A 13,560-nucleotide genomic window follows, 5' to 3' on the forward strand; every position below is an offset into this window, starting at 1 on the left:
CCCCCCCCCCCCCCCCCCCCCCCCCCCCCCCCCCCGCGCGTCCGCCAGACCGTCGTGGGCGCCAGACCGTCGTGGGCAGGGCGGCAGGACCGCCCCGCCCTCAGGGAAGCTGCGGCACCAGCTCCGGGTCGGTGACGACGTCGCGCAGCCGGCTGACGATCGCCTTGGCCGCCATGTCGTACGCGGTGACCTCGTTGTGCAGCACCGATTCGGCGTTCGACATCTCCAGCATGGCGACGATCTCGAAGATCAACTGGGGTACGTCGGCGTCGGGCTCGATCTGGCCGGCCTTCTGGGCGTCGCGCACCGTCTGCTCCAGGTAGGAGATCCAGTTGACGCGGGCGGCGGCCAGGGTGTCGTGCACCTTGCCCTCGCGGGCGTCGTACTCCGCCGAGACCGAGTAGAAGAAGCAGCCGCCGGGGAAGACCCGCTCCCGCGAGTAGGTGAGCCAGCCGGTGCACACCCGCCACAGCCGCTCCACGCCGGGCGGCAGGTCACGGGCGGGCTGTACGACGTGTTCGAGGAAGACCTTGATGGCCGCGCGGACGGTGGCCAGTTGCAGGTCTTCCTTGGAGCCGAACAGGGCGAAGACCCCGCTCTTGCTGAGCTTCAGCTCGCTGGCCAGCCGGCCGAGGGAGAGCCCTTCGAGCCCTTCGACCGAGGCGATCTCCACGGTCCGCTTGAGGATGAGCTGACGGGTCTGGTTACCGCGAGCGACCCGGCCGTCGATGTGTGTCGCGTTCGCTGCCATACCCGTACCTACTCTCGTGTGCCAGACCCTCTTCGTGCTGGTGGGGGCAGTCAAGTGTAGCGAATATGCGGACGATCGTGCGGTTAGCTCCCGGCGGTGCCGTCCGGCGCCGGTGCCGCATCCCGGCGCCTCACTCCGCCGACGCCAGTCGTACGTCGTCCTCGTCGACCGAACTCGGGCCGCTCCGGACGAAGTCCACCGCCGTACGCACCACGGTCTCGTCGCTCAGGATGCGCCGGTGCCCGAGCTCGGTCGTGGTGACGAGCTCGGCCTGGTCACCGAAGGCGGCGACGATGCGACGGCCCTGGGCGATCTCGATGCGCGTGTCACCCTCGTCGTGGATGACCAGGACCGGGGCGCCGACGTGCTCGGTCGCATGGGTCACCGAGAAGGGCATCCGCTCGGCCGGCAGGTCGGGGAAGAGGTTCTTGGCGATCTGGCCGCGCAGCCGGTCCTGGAGCGCGTCGCGCAGCCGCAGCTCGGTGAAGAACTCTCCGATCAGGTACTCGAAGTCGCAGACCGGGCTGATGGCGACGACCTTCTCCGCCTCGGCGCCGCGGGTGAGGGCGAAGAACGAGGCCAGCACGCCCAACGAGTGCGCGATGAGCGCGTCGAACGTCCCGTACTTGTCGTGCAGGGCGGTGATCACCGCGCGGTAGTCCAGGATCGTGGTGCTGCGGCCCGCCGCGTCGCCGTGGCCCGGTGCGTCGAAGGTGATGACGCTGTGCCCCTGGTCCCGCAGGGGCTGGACGAATGCGGACAGCCGGGAGCCGCGCGACTGCCAACCGTGCACCAGGAGTACGGGGCGGCTGCCGTCGCCCCAGCGGTAGACCACGGCCTGCTTCCCGTCGGCGGCCGGCAGCCGCTCCACCTCGGCCTGCGCGAACAGCTCGCGCTCGCTGCTGCGCAGCTTGCTCCGTACGAACGGCATGTGGAACAGGCTGAACGCGCCGGCGCCCGCGAGCGGCCCCGAAACCCGAGAGACAACGTTGAGGGTGGTGCTGGCGACTGCCTCGATGGGGCGCATGCCCGCGACTCCTCGTTCGACGTCAGGGGCTGGCATGCTAGCACGAACGACCGTTCAGATTTAGTCGCCGTGGCTGGATTCCACGAGGGTCCGGGCGTCCACGGCCGATATGTGCGGTCACCGGTTGAGGCCGGTGTTCCAGATCGACACACTTGGGTGGCCGCTCGGGCCCGTGGCGTCGCGCTGACCGCACGTCAGGCGCGCCGCGCGGCACCGCCCGAGCCGTACGGTCAACACACCGCCCCGAGGAGGCCGAGGGATCACATGCCGCCCCCCATCTGGTTCGCGCCGTGGAAACCCGGGCCCGGCGGCCGTCAGCGGCCCGACGCGGAAACCGGTCCGATCCTCGTGAGCATCACCGAGTTCACCGCCCGCCGCCCCTGGACGGCCGTGGGCGTGGCTTCTGCCGGGATGACGCTGCGCCGGAGTTGGGGCGAGTTGGACGGCGCGGTCGGGGTGTGGCTGTGGGCCTCGTCCGACCTGCGGCGACCGCGATCCGGCGCGGTCTCGGTTTGGCGCGACATGGACGCCCTCCACGGCTTCGTGGCCCGGCCCGATCACCTCAAGATCGTGCGCGCCTACCGCAACCGGGGCACCTTGCGCTCCACTGCCTGGGAGGCCGAACGCTTCGACCGGAGGGCGACCCTGACGGCCGCACAGGCGTTGCTCGTCGGCGAAGCGGACTGGCCCGAGCAGTAGCCCCGGCGCGGCGCGCGGGCCCGGGCGGCTCGCGGGGGCGGGGCGCGCCCAAGCGCCCGGCGCCGGGCCTGGCCGGCCGCTCACCTGCGGGGACGACAAGGGCCGCTGCGGGTACGACGAAGGCCGCCCGCGCTCCGTACGTCTCCCTCGGGAGGGTCGTACGGAGCGCGGGCGGCACTTCCGTGGTGCGGGCCGGCCGCGGGCCAATCCGCCCCGCTAGTGGGGTCGCCTCTCGCCGGCGGCTCGGGTCAGGCGACGGGTGCCGGGAAGGTCGGGTACTCCACCCCGGAGACGTGCTGGACGACCCGGATGACCTGGCAGGAGTAGCCGAACTCGTTGTCGTACCAGAGGTAGAGGATCGCGTCGTCACCCTCGACCTTGGTGGCGCCGGCGTCCACGATCGAGGCGTGGCGCGAGCCGATGAAGTCGCTCGATACGGCGTCGGGGGCGCTGATGAAGTCGATCTGTCGCTTCAGCGGCGAGGTGAGCGAGACGTTCCGCAGGTAGTCGAGGACCTCCTCGCGGGTGGTCTCGCGGCCGAGCCGCAGGCTGAGGATCGCGATCGAGACGTCAGGCACCGGAACCCGGATCGAGCTGCCGGTGATCCGCGCGTTGAGGTCGGGCAGCGCCTTGGCGACGGCCGAGGCGGCACCGGTCTCCGTGATGACCATGTTGAGCGGCGCCGAACGACCACGACGGTCCGACTTGTGGTAGTTGTCCAGCAGGTTCTGGTCGTTGGTGAACGAGTGGACGGTCTCCACGTGTCCGCGCAGCACCCCGTACTCGTCCGCCATCGCCTTCAGCGGCGGGACGATGGCATTGGTGGTGCAGGAGGCGCAGGACAGGATCTGCTCGTCCGGCTTGATCGCGTCGTGGTTGACGCCGTGCACGACGTTGAGGACGTCGCCCTTGCCCGGGGCGGTCAGCACGACCTTGGCGATGCCGGGGCGCAGGTGCTGCGACAGGCCCTCGCGGTCGCGCCACCTGCCGGTGTTGTCGATGAGGATGGCGTCCTTGATGCCGTACGCCGTGTAGTCCACCGCCGAGGGGTCGTCAGCGTAGATCATCTTGATCTCGTTGCCGTTGGCGAGGATCGTGCCGTTGGCCTCGTCCACCGTGATGGTGCCCTGGAACTGGCCGTGGATGGAGTCCCGACGCAGCAGCGAGGCGCGCTTGACGATGTCCTGGCCGCCGCCCCTGCGGACGACGATGGCGCGCAGCCGCAGGCCGTTGCCCGAGCCGGACTTCTCGATGAGCAGCCGGGCGATCAGCCGGCCGATGCGGCCGAACCCGTAGAGCACGACGTCGCGCGGCTCACGGCACTCGATCTTGTTGGCCCCGGTCGCCCCGGCGACGGCCTCGGCGGTGAACTCCGCCACCGTGAGGCCGCGCTCGTCCGCGCGGTAGAGCGTGGCGAGCATGCCGATGTCGATCTGGGAGGGGCCGAGGTCGAGCGCGGCGAGCGCCTGGAGGAACGGCATGGTCTCGATGACCGAGAGCTCTTCGCCGGCTATCTGTCGGGCGAACCGGTGCGTCTTCAAGATGCTGACCACCGATTTGTTCACCAGGGAGCGACTGTGCAGCAGGACGGTGACGTCCCGCTCGCGCTGTAGCTTCCCGATGATCGGGATCATGGATTCCGCGATCTCCTCGCGGTTCTTCCAGTCAGTGAACGAGTCCTCATTGACAGTCACAGATTTATCTTTCGAGCTAGGCGGTGCTCACATGTTAGCCCTCCGCCGTTTGACTTCCCCCGCAGATGGCCGCCCCAGCGCCCGGTCCAACCGGCCCGAGCGTCGTGGAATGCGTCATTCCACGAGGTCACAGCGGTCTGCGTGGGTCGTACGAGATGTCCGTGTGGCGCCCCTCACTGCCTTACGAAACGGGGACGAAAGCCTCGACTGGGCCCGCCGGAATCGGCTGGACCTGGCTGGGCACGCCTTCGCGGGCGGGTGTGGGGCGCGGTGAAGCTGGCGCGCGGCGGCGATGGCCCGCCCGCGCGGTGGCTCACGGGCCGAGCAGGTCCAGGTCGGGACGGGTGAGCGTGGTGGTCACCAGCAGGTGGGTGATCAGGTTGTGGTTGAGCGCATTGCCGACCGGCTGCGGAATCTCCTCCTCCAGGAGTCCCGGCACCCCGTGCTCCCGGCTGAGCCGCTGGCGCACGTTGGTGACGATGTACGCCGCGCGCTTGCCGCTCCACCGTTCGCCCGGGCAGAGCACGCCGAGTTCGTCGGCGACCTGGGCCCAGGTGAGCGGCTGCGGGTACGGCTCATCGCGTAGGTAGCGCTGCGCCAGACAGACCAGTACCAGCTTCTCGTCCTTGCGCAGCTTCTGTACGTCGTGGTCGTAGGTGTCCGCCTCGTGGGAATTGCGTCGGGACCAGCGGTCCCCGGCCCCGGCCGGCGCCGTGACCCGGACCTCCAGCAGGTGTTCCTGCCGGGCCGAGACGATGAACAGCGGCGTGTAGCCGGCCGGCAGTTCCGCCCGTCCGCCGCCGAGCACCAGCCGCGCCTGCGGGAAGCGGATGGGCAGCTTGCCGGTGTTGCGCAGCATCCAGCGCGACGCCTCACGGGTGATCAGCCCCTGCTGGCGGCTCACCCTACGGTCCCCCGCGCCCACGCACACGTGCACGTCGGGCTCGTTGCGCCCGAACATCAGCGGAAAGTCGGCGTCCGGAGCGACGCTCATGCCCCCGTTGGCCCCCATGACGAACAGCGTGCCGGGACGGGCGGCCGGGGCGCTGCGACTGAGGCTGCCGATGTCCTGCGGGAGGATGCTGACCTTGCTCGTCATCGTGTGAGCCCTTCTTCGCGGGTGCTGGGGACTCTAGGCAGCTACGTTCGGGAGGGGTCCCAGAACGCGACGGAGCCGCTGGCGTCCATGGAGTAGGGGGTCGGGCCGATGTGCGGGCTCACGGATTGCGGGCCGTGCCACTTCTCGGCGCCGTCCACACTGACCCGGCAGTCGAGGTCCGGCGAGGGCGCGGTGATCCGCAACCGCCAGTCGACCCGACCCGGGGCGCGCGGCACCTCGATGGTCTTCCGCCAGGCCAGCGGCACATCGTGGACGGTGGTGAAGGTCCCGTTGACCGCGTAGTCGAGGGAGCCGAGCGGTCCGTCACCGGTGATCGCGAACTGCAACAGCGCGGACCCGGTCGGATCGGCGGACTGCGGCACCGAGGGGGCGGGCGACGTGCGCTGCGGGCGCGCGCCCTGCTGCGAAGACCGCCCACTCACCAATCGGTCCACGGCGACGGCCGCACCGCCGACCACCACCGCCGCGCCGCCGACCAACAGCAGCCGACGCCCGGGCCGGCCCAGGGCGGATGACGGGTTAGCCCCGGTGTTCGTCTCCGCCTTGATGGCCGCCAGCACCGCGGGCGGCAGCCAGTCGCGGGCCGACACCCCGTCGGGGTTGGCCAACGGTTTGAGCTGCGTGACCAGTTCGGCTGCGGTGGGCCGGGCGGCGGCCTCCGTACGCCGGCACGCCGCGAGCACCGCGCCCAGGGCCTCGTCGGCGTCGGGTTCTTCGGTTTGCTGGAGGCCGCGGGCGTACTGCACCGTCATCCCCAGCGAGTAGATGTCGCTCGGCGGCCCCGCCTCGCCGGCCATCTGCTCGGGCGACATGAAGCCGCGGGAGCCCGCCGTCCCGGTGGCTCGGGTGTTGGCGGCGATGCCGAAGTCGATCAGCCGGATCCCGTCGGCGGTCAGCAGCACGTTGGCCGGCTTGACGTCCAGGTGGACGACGCCGGCGTGGTGGACCGCGGCCAGCGACTCCGCGAGCCCGGCCGCCAACCCGCGCACCGCGGCGGGCGGCAGCGGCCCGAACCGCTCGAACGCGTCGCGCAGCGAGAGCGACGGCAGGAACTCCATCACCAGCCAGGGCACCGCCGCCTCCGGGTCCGCCCCCAACACCGGTGGGGTGTGCGCCCCGCCGACCGCACGGGCCGCGGCCACCTCGCGCCGGAATCGGTCGCGCTGCTCGGGGTCGTCGGCAAGCTCGGGGTGCATGACCTTGACCGCCACCGCCCGGCCGCCGCGCGACCTGCCCAGGTAGACGGTGGCCGCCGCGCCCGCGCCCAGCCGTCCGAGCAGCCGGCAGCGCCCCACGCTGCGCGGATCGCCCCGTTCAAGCTGCTCCATGTGCGCCTCCGTTCACCGGGGTGGCTCGACGGCCTCGACGTACCCGTCCGAGGTGGCGAGCAGCACCAACCCACCGGCGGCGACGGCCTGGGAGCCGGTGGACGACTGGGACTCGGGGGCCGTCCAGGCTCCGTGCGTCGCCAGCACCCGGCCGTCGGTGGCGTCCAGCGCGTACACCGCCTGCTGCGGGCCCTGGACCCAGAGCGTGTCGCCGGCCAGGCAGAGCGTGTCCGACTCGGCGAACCTCCCCTCGGCAGCCAGCCGCCGCTCCCACATCTGCTTGCCGGTACGGGCGCACAGGGCGCGCACCCGGCCGTCGACCTCGCCGACGTAGACCAGGCCGCCCGTGGTGTGCCGGACGGAGCTGCGGTAGTCGACCGAGCGGCGCCAGGCGGTGCGCCCGTCGTGGCCGCGCAGGGCGTAGACGGCGCCCAGCGCGTCCCTGGTGACCACCAGGTCGTCGCTGATCAGGCAGTAGTTGGCGACCTCAGCCAGCTCGCGCCGCCAGCGGGTCCGGCCGCTGGCGGCGTCCAGGCCGACCAGCACCGGGCCGTCCACGGCCACCACCAGGCCGGCGCCGACGGCCAGCGCCGCGCCGTTGGCCCGGGCGGTCCAGCGACGGCGCCCGTCCGCCGCGGCCAGGGCCCGTACCTCGTCATCGACCGCCACGCACACGAGCGGCCCGCTGGCGGCCGTGCCCCGGGTGGTGGCGGGCACCCGGCGCGTCCAGCGGACGCGTTGGGAGAGGGGATGGACGGCGCGCAGCGCGTAGGGCTCGATGGTCGTGGCGGGCCTGGCGCCGAGCAGGTCGAACAGGTAGACCGCGTCGGGGCCGACCGCGACCGACTCGTTCATGGCGCGCTGCTCACTGACCCGCTGCCAGCGAATCCGGCCGGTGCGCGGGTCGATGGCGGTCACCCGGTCGCGCCCGTCCGCGGCGATCACCATGGCGCCCGCCCGGTACAGCCGCAGTGAGGTGGTGCTCACCGGGGTACGCCAGCGGCGGACCACGGCCGGTACCCGGGGCGCGGTGGAGCGCAGCCGTGTGCCGGGGCGCTGGGCGGCGGGCGGCGACGACTCGCCCGCCTCGGCCCGTGCGCGGAGCACCAGCGGCACCGCGGCGCCGACCACGACCGTCCCGGCGGCCAGCGACAGGAGCAGGGTGCGGCGGCCGGGGCGCGGGGGGACCGACAGCGGCACGGGGGTCACGGGCAGGTTCACGCGCGAGACGTACGTGGTGGCGCCGGCGAGGTCTTCGGACCCGGCCCCGGGGGGTGGCGGTGCCGCCCGGCCGGGTGCCGGCTCGATGGGCATGCCGCGCGCGTCGATGTCCAGCGCCAGCGGGGCCGGGAGCCAACGGGTGCCCTGCACCGTGCTCTTGGGCCGGCCCAGGCGGTCGAGCAGGTCGGCGGCGGTGGGACGGTGGCCGGGGCTGGGGTGCAGACAGCTTGCGATGGCGGCGCGCAGCTTGCGGTCGGCGATCCGGTGCAGGTCGACCTGCCCGCGCTGGATGCGTTCCAGCGTGATGGCCCGGTCGTCGATGCCGAACGGCTCCTCGCCGAGCGCGGCGAACGCCAGGACCGCGCCGAGCGCGAAGACGTCGCCCGGCGCCTGCGTCTCGCCCCCGCGCGCCTGCTCGGGCGACATGAAGCCCACCGTGCCGAGCACCGAACCGGTTGCGGTGATGCCGGTCGCGTCCTCCGGTCGGGCGATGCCGAAGTCGATCACCCGTGGCCCGTTGGCGGTGAGCATGATGTTGCTCGGTTTCAGGTCCCGGTGGACGAGCCCGGCACGGTGGATGTCGGCCAGGGCCTCGGCGAGCGCGACGGCCAGCAGGTGCAGTGCGGATGGCGGCAGTTCGCCGTACCGGTCGACGGCCTGCCGGAGGGTCAGCCCGGGGAGGTACCCCATGACCAGCCACGGGGCCGCCGCCTCGGGGTCCGCGGCCAGCAGCGGGGCGGTGTACGCGTTGGTCACCAGCCGTGCGGAGGCCACCTCGCGGCGGAAGCGGGCGCGGTAGTGCGAGTCACGGCCGAAGCGTTGGTGTACGACCTTGACCGCGACGGCCCGGCCGCCGGGCGAGCGCCCCAGGTAGACGACGCCCATTCCGCCCGCGCCGAGCCTGGCCAGCAACTCGTAATCGCCCACGCGCCGCGGATCAGTCGGCTGCAACGGCTCCATCGGCGCTCCCCTCCGCCTTCCCCGGGCCACGGGAGCCCGGGCGTCCCTGTGCCGTGTCCCCCATCACCCGCCCCGTCAGTTCTGCTCCCCCACCAGAACATCGCCGACTGTAGCCGGTTCGGCGCGTAGCGGGACGACCCTTGTGCAATGGCCACGTAGGGGTCTGGCGCGGGCTTCTAGGGGTGAGATAGGGGGTACCGGGGCCGGTGGCACGGGGGCGCGGTGGGGGTACGGCGCCGCGGACCTGCCCGGGGTGCCCCGATTCCCTTGCCGTCCCCCTTCGCGATACCCGGTCTGGTCGGCTGGTGCACGTGTGCGGGTGTGCGGGGCTGTGGATCTACGGGTGTGTGGGTGTGCGGGCTGTTGGTGTGCGGGGTTGCGGGCGTGCGGGCTGTTGGTGTGCGGCGTTGCGGGCCCGCGGGTCTACGTCATCGCCGCCACGACCGGGTTCGAGTGTGGGTGGGCGTCGGGACTGCTGGTGTGCGGCTGGCGCGAGGGGGGCGGTGCGTTGGCTCCGGCCAGGGCTGCTGGCTCGGTTGCTGGTGTGTTGCCGGCGCGGCTTTCGGCGCAACTCCCGGCGCGGCTGCCGGCCAGGGCTGCTGGGGTGCCGCTTGTCACGGCCGGCCGTTGACGTGGCCGCCCGCGCCACGTCAGCCGTCGCTCCTGACGTGGCGCACGTCATGGCCTTGGCGCGGTGGTGCGGCTGGTCTCGCCGGAGGGCCGGCGGAGGACTGGCGAGTTGCCTGGGCTGCCTGGGTTGCCGGGCGTCGGCGGGGGTGGGTGGTGGATCGGCAGAGTCCTCGTACGGAACCGTCGGGGCCGATACCCGTGTCAACCTCCGCATCCGCGCGCGCCACCCCCTATTCCGCATTCCGCCCGTCCCATCCCGGTAGGACGGGCGGCACCGGCAGCCCCGTCCACCGCGCTGACTGCATCTGTCATGTCTGTCATATGTGCCCTGTCTGTCACCTCTGCCGTGCCGGCCCTGCCTGCCCCACTGGCCCCATTGGTCCTGGTGGCCCTGCCGATCCGGCTGGCCTCACTCGCACTGACGCGTCCTCGTGGCCCCGCTGGCCCCGCTGGCCCCGGCCCCATTGATCCCGATAGCCCCACCGGCACGAATGGCCCTGCTGGCGCCACTGGTTCCCCCTGTCCTGCCCGCCCCGCCGGCCACCCGGATGGCGCCCCGTCCCACCGCTTACGGCCGCGGGGCCGGAAGCGGAGCTGTGGTTTACCGCAGGTGGCTGGCTGCGGGAAACGTCAGTGGGTCGGGCGGCAACCCGCATACCGCGGGCGAGCTGCGGTTTCTACGTTGGAAGGGTCGCGGCCTGAAGGCGCCGGCGACCGTTCCGCCGACTCGGAGGCCATGCATGCATCAGATGAACCTCGCCCTGCCTGAGGAGCCCGCGGGCGGCCTCGCGGGGTGGGCCGCGGACCTCGTGGACGCAATGGGCGGCCCCGGGGCGGGCCTGGCCATCGCGCTGGAGAACCTGTTCCCCCCGCTGCCCAGCGAGGTGATCCTGCCGCTGACCGGATTCGCCGCGGGACAGGGGGTGTTGAGCCTGGCCTCGGCCCTGTTCTGGACCACCGCGGGCTCGCTGGTCGGCGCCCTGGTCCTGTATTGGATCGGTGCGCTCTTCGGCCGCGAGCGGATGCACGCGCTGTGGGCGAAGCTGCCGCTGGTGAAGCCCTCTGACCTGGACCGTACGGAGGAGTGGTTCGCCAAGCACGGCACCAAGGCGATCCTGCTGGGCCGTATGGTGCCCATCTTCCGCAGCCTCATCTCCATCCCAGCCGGCGTCGAGCGCATGCGCCTTCCCGTCTTCATGCTGCTGACCACCCTGGGCAGCTTCGTGTGGAACGCAGTGCTGGTGCTCACCGGGTATTGGCTGGGCGACCAGTGGGACGCGGTCGAGACCTACGTCGGGTTCCTCTCCAAGGCCGTGCTCGTCGTGGTCGTGGTATCCATCGTGGCGTTCGTGGTCGTACGCTTCCGTAACCGCAAGCAGGTCCGACAGCGCGGGACTTCATGACTGACGACGCACCCTCATCCCTCGGCGCCCCCTGGCCCGGGCAGTCCCACTGCCCCGGCTGCGGGGCGTCGCGGTCCGCACCCCCTACGGCGCGCGCCGAACCGGACGCGCCCCACCCCAACTCCTCCGAGCCACCCACCCGACGCTCCGGCGGCGCATTCGGCGCCGGGCTCGGCCTCGGCACCGCCACCGGTCCCGATCTCAGCCCCGGCATCAACCCCGATCTCGGCATCGGCGTCGGCATCGCAGCAAGCTACGGACACGGCCACGAATCCGGCCTTGCGTTCGACGCCTTGGACGACGGCGATGGCGGAGCCGCCGACGTCGGGCCCACACCCTCCTGGCCGCGGGCGGCCTGCGGGGTCCTGCTGGGTTGCGCGACTGCCCTGCTACACACTCTGTTCTTCTTGCTCGCCGGCGTCGCGCTGATCCCCTGGTGGCTGCGGAGCAGTGCGCGCGGCCGGGCGCTGACGCTGCTGGCCCGTTGGGGTCGCCGGCTCACGAAGCTGGAGCGGATGCGCCGCTCGGCCTTCTTCTTCGACCGCTTCCCGCAGCACTACGAGGCGTCCGATCAGAAGATCCTGGGCTATCTGGCAACCCGCAGCTACACCGGCGTGGTGTGCGGCGTCGTGGTGGCCCTGCTGGGCTTCGGCGGCGTGCTGGCGGCGGTGCTGCTGACCGAGATCGCGCAGGGCAGCCTCAGTTGGGCGGAGTTCTTCAGCCAGGTCCCGCTCGGCTGTGTGCTGCTCTTCCTCGACATCCAGGGCCTTGACTCACTGGCCGCGCTGGACGCCCGGCTGGCCCACGAGTGCTTCGGGCCGTCCGAGCGCGAGTTGCTGCGGCGCCGCATCGACGAGTTGGCCACCAGCCGGGCCGCGGTCGTCCAGGCGGTGGACATCGAGCGCCGGCGCATCGAGCGGGACCTTCACGACGGGGTCCAGCAGCGCCTGGTGGCGCTCGCGATGTTGCTCGGCCGGGCGCGCCGGGGCAGACACCCGGAGCAGGCCGCGGCCCTGCTGCTGCAAGCGCATCAGGAATCCCAGGACGTGATCACCGAGTTGCGCGAGGCGACCTGGCGGATCTATCCGTCGGCGCTGGACAGCCTGGGCCTCGAAGAAGCGATCGGCGGGGTGTCCGAGCGGTGCAGCATCCCGTTGCGCCTGGAGTTCGACGTCGACCGGCCGCTCCCGAAGTCGGTGGAGGTGGCGGCGTACTTCGTGGTGTCAGAGGCGGTCAACAACGCCGCCAAACACTCCGATGCAACGCAGATCTCGGTCCGGCTCGCCCTGCACGGGGCCGTCCTGGTGGTCCGGATCGAGGACAATGGCGGCGGCGGGGCGAACCCGGCGGGTAGCGGGCTGACCGGGCTGCGCAGTCGGGTGGGTGCACTCGACGGCGTCCTCCGCATCGACAGCCCCCTGGGGGGTCCGACGACGCTGACCGCGGAGTTGCCATGCGTGTGATCCTCGCCGAAGACTCGACCCTGCTGCGGGAGGGCCTGGTCCGGCTGCTCATCGAGGAGGGCCACGAGGTCCTCGCCGCCGTCGGCGACGCGGTGTCCCTGATCGCCGAGGTCGAGAAGCAGGCCCCGGACACCGTCGTCGTCGACATCCGGATGCCCCCCACCCACACGGACGAGGGTGTGCGCGCCGCCCTGGAGATCCGTGAGCGGTGGCCCAAGATGGGTGTGCTGGTGCTCTCCCAACATGTGGAGCGCAACTACGCCGCCCAACTCCTGGCGAGCAACGCGGAGCGGGTCGGTTACCTCCTCAAGGACCGGGTGGCCCAGATCGAGGAGTTCCTTGACGCGTTGGAGCGCATCAACGCCGGGGGCGCGGCCATCGACCCGGAGGTCGTACGGCAGTTGGTCATCCGCACCACGCACAGCGACCCGCTGGCCCGGCTCACCCCGCGCGAGCGCAGCGTGCTGGAGACCCTGGCCCAGGGCCACACCAACACCGCCATCGCACAGAAGCTGCACATCTCGCTCAGTTCGGTGGAGAAGAACCTCAACGCCATCTTCGACAAGCTGGAGCTGTCCCACACCACCGGCTACAGCCGGCGCATCCTGGCCATCTTGCGGTACCTGGAATCCTGAGCCCCGCAGCCGGAGCACGGGGGCCACGAGCCGCGCGGGGAGGGGGCGTTGGACTTCCCCCCACCGGGCGTGGCGTGGGTGGGTCGATGGTGGGTGGGCGTTGCCGCCCGGGATCGCCGTGGTGGGTGTTGCCGCCGTGGGTGTTGCCGTGGTGGCGGTCGCGGCGTGGCGCGTACGGTCGTCAGGGTTACTCCGCGCGCCCAGGTCAACGCCCACCAACACCGGGAGAAGCCCGAGGCCGGGCCCTGGTCGGTGCGCGCCAGTACTGCGGGTGCCGGCACCCTGCCTCGGCACTGCGAGGGGGGGGCCGGCCCCCTGCCTCGGTCGGCGCGCACCGACACCGTGGGAAGCCCGACGCCCGTCCCCGGTCGGCGCACGCCACCATCACGGGAAGCCCGACATCCATGGGCCACTCTCTCGCCGCGCACCAACACCATGGGAAGCCCGGTGCTCATGGGCCCCGGGGCGAGAGGGCGAAGGGCCCCGGCTCGGCCGCACCCACCGCCCCCAGGGCGCCCGCTGTCACAGGTCGCCCCCTCCGGGGCGGGCGCGCGGGGGGGGGGGGGGGGGGGCGCGCCCCGGGGGGGGGCCGGGGGGGGGGGGGGGGGGGGGGGGGGCGCCGGCGGGGG

At 72.3% G+C, this 13,560-nt stretch carries 10 protein-coding genes; 4 read left to right on the forward strand and 6 right to left on the reverse strand.

Features of this window, described 5'->3' with window-relative positions; translation table 11 throughout:
- Positions 1–100 precede the first annotated feature (100 nt).
- Positions 101–751, reverse strand: a complete 651-nt coding sequence (locus tag AAHZ94_RS15420) for a TetR/AcrR family transcriptional regulator (protein WP_349993447.1) — start codon at positions 749–751, stop codon at positions 101–103.
- A 130-nt stretch (positions 752–881) separates the two neighbouring features.
- Entirely contained in the window at positions 882–1,778 is an 897-nt protein-coding gene (locus AAHZ94_RS15425; RefSeq protein ID WP_349993448.1) for an alpha/beta hydrolase, read from the reverse strand.
- 264 nt (positions 1,779–2,042) lie between these two features.
- On the opposite strand from AAHZ94_RS15425, the gene AAHZ94_RS15430 reads away from it, so the two are divergent.
- A complete protein-coding gene (locus tag AAHZ94_RS15430) occupies positions 2,043–2,477 on the forward strand; it encodes a hypothetical protein (RefSeq protein ID WP_349993449.1) in 435 nt (144 codons plus the stop codon).
- A 248-nt stretch (positions 2,478–2,725) separates the two neighbouring features.
- Here the strand turns inward: AAHZ94_RS15430 and AAHZ94_RS15435 are convergent, their stop codons facing one another.
- The 4 genes from AAHZ94_RS15435 to AAHZ94_RS15450 all read right to left on the reverse strand — a co-directional run bounded on the left by AAHZ94_RS15435 (position 2,726) and on the right by AAHZ94_RS15450 (position 8,800).
- Positions 2,726–4,171, reverse strand: coding sequence for a glyceraldehyde-3-phosphate dehydrogenase (locus AAHZ94_RS15435; RefSeq protein WP_349993450.1), 1,446 nt, complete (start codon positions 4,169–4,171; stop codon positions 2,726–2,728).
- Between the two features lie 313 nt (positions 4,172–4,484).
- Entirely contained in the window at positions 4,485–5,270 is a 786-nt protein-coding gene (locus AAHZ94_RS15440) for a hypothetical protein (RefSeq protein WP_349993451.1), read from the reverse strand.
- A gap of 41 nt (positions 5,271–5,311) precedes the next feature.
- Entirely contained in the window at positions 5,312–6,619 is a 1,308-nt protein-coding gene (locus AAHZ94_RS15445; RefSeq protein ID WP_349993452.1) for a serine/threonine-protein kinase, read from the reverse strand.
- A gap of 12 nt (positions 6,620–6,631) precedes the next feature.
- The gene (locus AAHZ94_RS15450; protein WP_349993453.1) at positions 6,632–8,800 is read right to left on the reverse strand and encodes a serine/threonine-protein kinase; all 2,169 of its coding nucleotides are present in this window, start codon (positions 8,798–8,800) and stop codon (positions 6,632–6,634) included.
- 1,370 nt (positions 8,801–10,170) lie between these two features.
- Between AAHZ94_RS15450 and AAHZ94_RS15455 the strand changes: the two genes are divergently transcribed.
- Genes AAHZ94_RS15455 through AAHZ94_RS15465 form a run of 3 tightly spaced genes read left to right on the forward strand, consistent with a single transcriptional unit; the run spans position 10,171 to position 12,931 of the window.
- The gene (locus AAHZ94_RS15455) at positions 10,171–10,833 is read left to right on the forward strand and encodes a DedA family protein (protein ID WP_349993454.1); all 663 of its coding nucleotides are present in this window, start codon (positions 10,171–10,173) and stop codon (positions 10,831–10,833) included.
- A complete protein-coding gene (locus tag AAHZ94_RS15460; protein WP_349993455.1) occupies positions 10,830–12,296 on the forward strand; it encodes a sensor histidine kinase in 1,467 nt (488 codons plus the stop codon). The genes AAHZ94_RS15455 and AAHZ94_RS15460 overlap by 4 nt, the downstream gene beginning before the upstream one ends.
- Positions 12,287–12,931 carry a response regulator gene (locus AAHZ94_RS15465; protein WP_349993456.1) on the forward strand — a complete coding sequence of 215 codons (645 nt, stop codon included), beginning with the start codon at positions 12,287–12,289 and terminating at the stop codon, positions 12,929–12,931. The genes AAHZ94_RS15460 and AAHZ94_RS15465 overlap by 10 nt, the downstream gene beginning before the upstream one ends.
- Positions 12,932–13,560: the final 629 nt, after the last annotated feature.

This window comes from Streptomyces sp. HSW2009 (assembly GCF_040240285.1).
GTDB lineage: Bacteria > Actinomycetota > Actinomycetes > Streptomycetales > Streptomycetaceae > Streptomyces.

Coding starts and splice junctions, on each gene's coding strand:
- AAHZ94_RS15455 (WP_349993454.1), top strand. CDS start 10,171: ATGCATCAGATGAACCTCGCCCTGCCTGAGGAGCCCGCGGGCGGCCTC.
- AAHZ94_RS15450 (WP_349993453.1), bottom strand. CDS start 8,800: ATGGAGCCGTTGCAGCCGACTGATCCGCGGCGCGTGGGCGATTACGAG.
- AAHZ94_RS15425 (WP_349993448.1), bottom strand. CDS start 1,778: ATGCGCCCCATCGAGGCAGTCGCCAGCACCACCCTCAACGTTGTCTCT.
- AAHZ94_RS15465 (WP_349993456.1), top strand. CDS start 12,287: ATGCGTGTGATCCTCGCCGAAGACTCGACCCTGCTGCGGGAGGGCCTG.
- AAHZ94_RS15440 (WP_349993451.1), bottom strand. CDS start 5,270: ATGACGAGCAAGGTCAGCATCCTCCCGCAGGACATCGGCAGCCTCAGT.
- AAHZ94_RS15460 (WP_349993455.1), top strand. CDS start 10,830: ATGACTGACGACGCACCCTCATCCCTCGGCGCCCCCTGGCCCGGGCAG.
- AAHZ94_RS15445 (WP_349993452.1), bottom strand. CDS start 6,619: ATGGAGCAGCTTGAACGGGGCGATCCGCGCAGCGTGGGGCGCTGCCGG.
- AAHZ94_RS15420 (WP_349993447.1), bottom strand. CDS start 751: ATGGCAGCGAACGCGACACACATCGACGGCCGGGTCGCTCGCGGTAAC.
- AAHZ94_RS15430 (WP_349993449.1), top strand. CDS start 2,043: ATGCCGCCCCCCATCTGGTTCGCGCCGTGGAAACCCGGGCCCGGCGGC.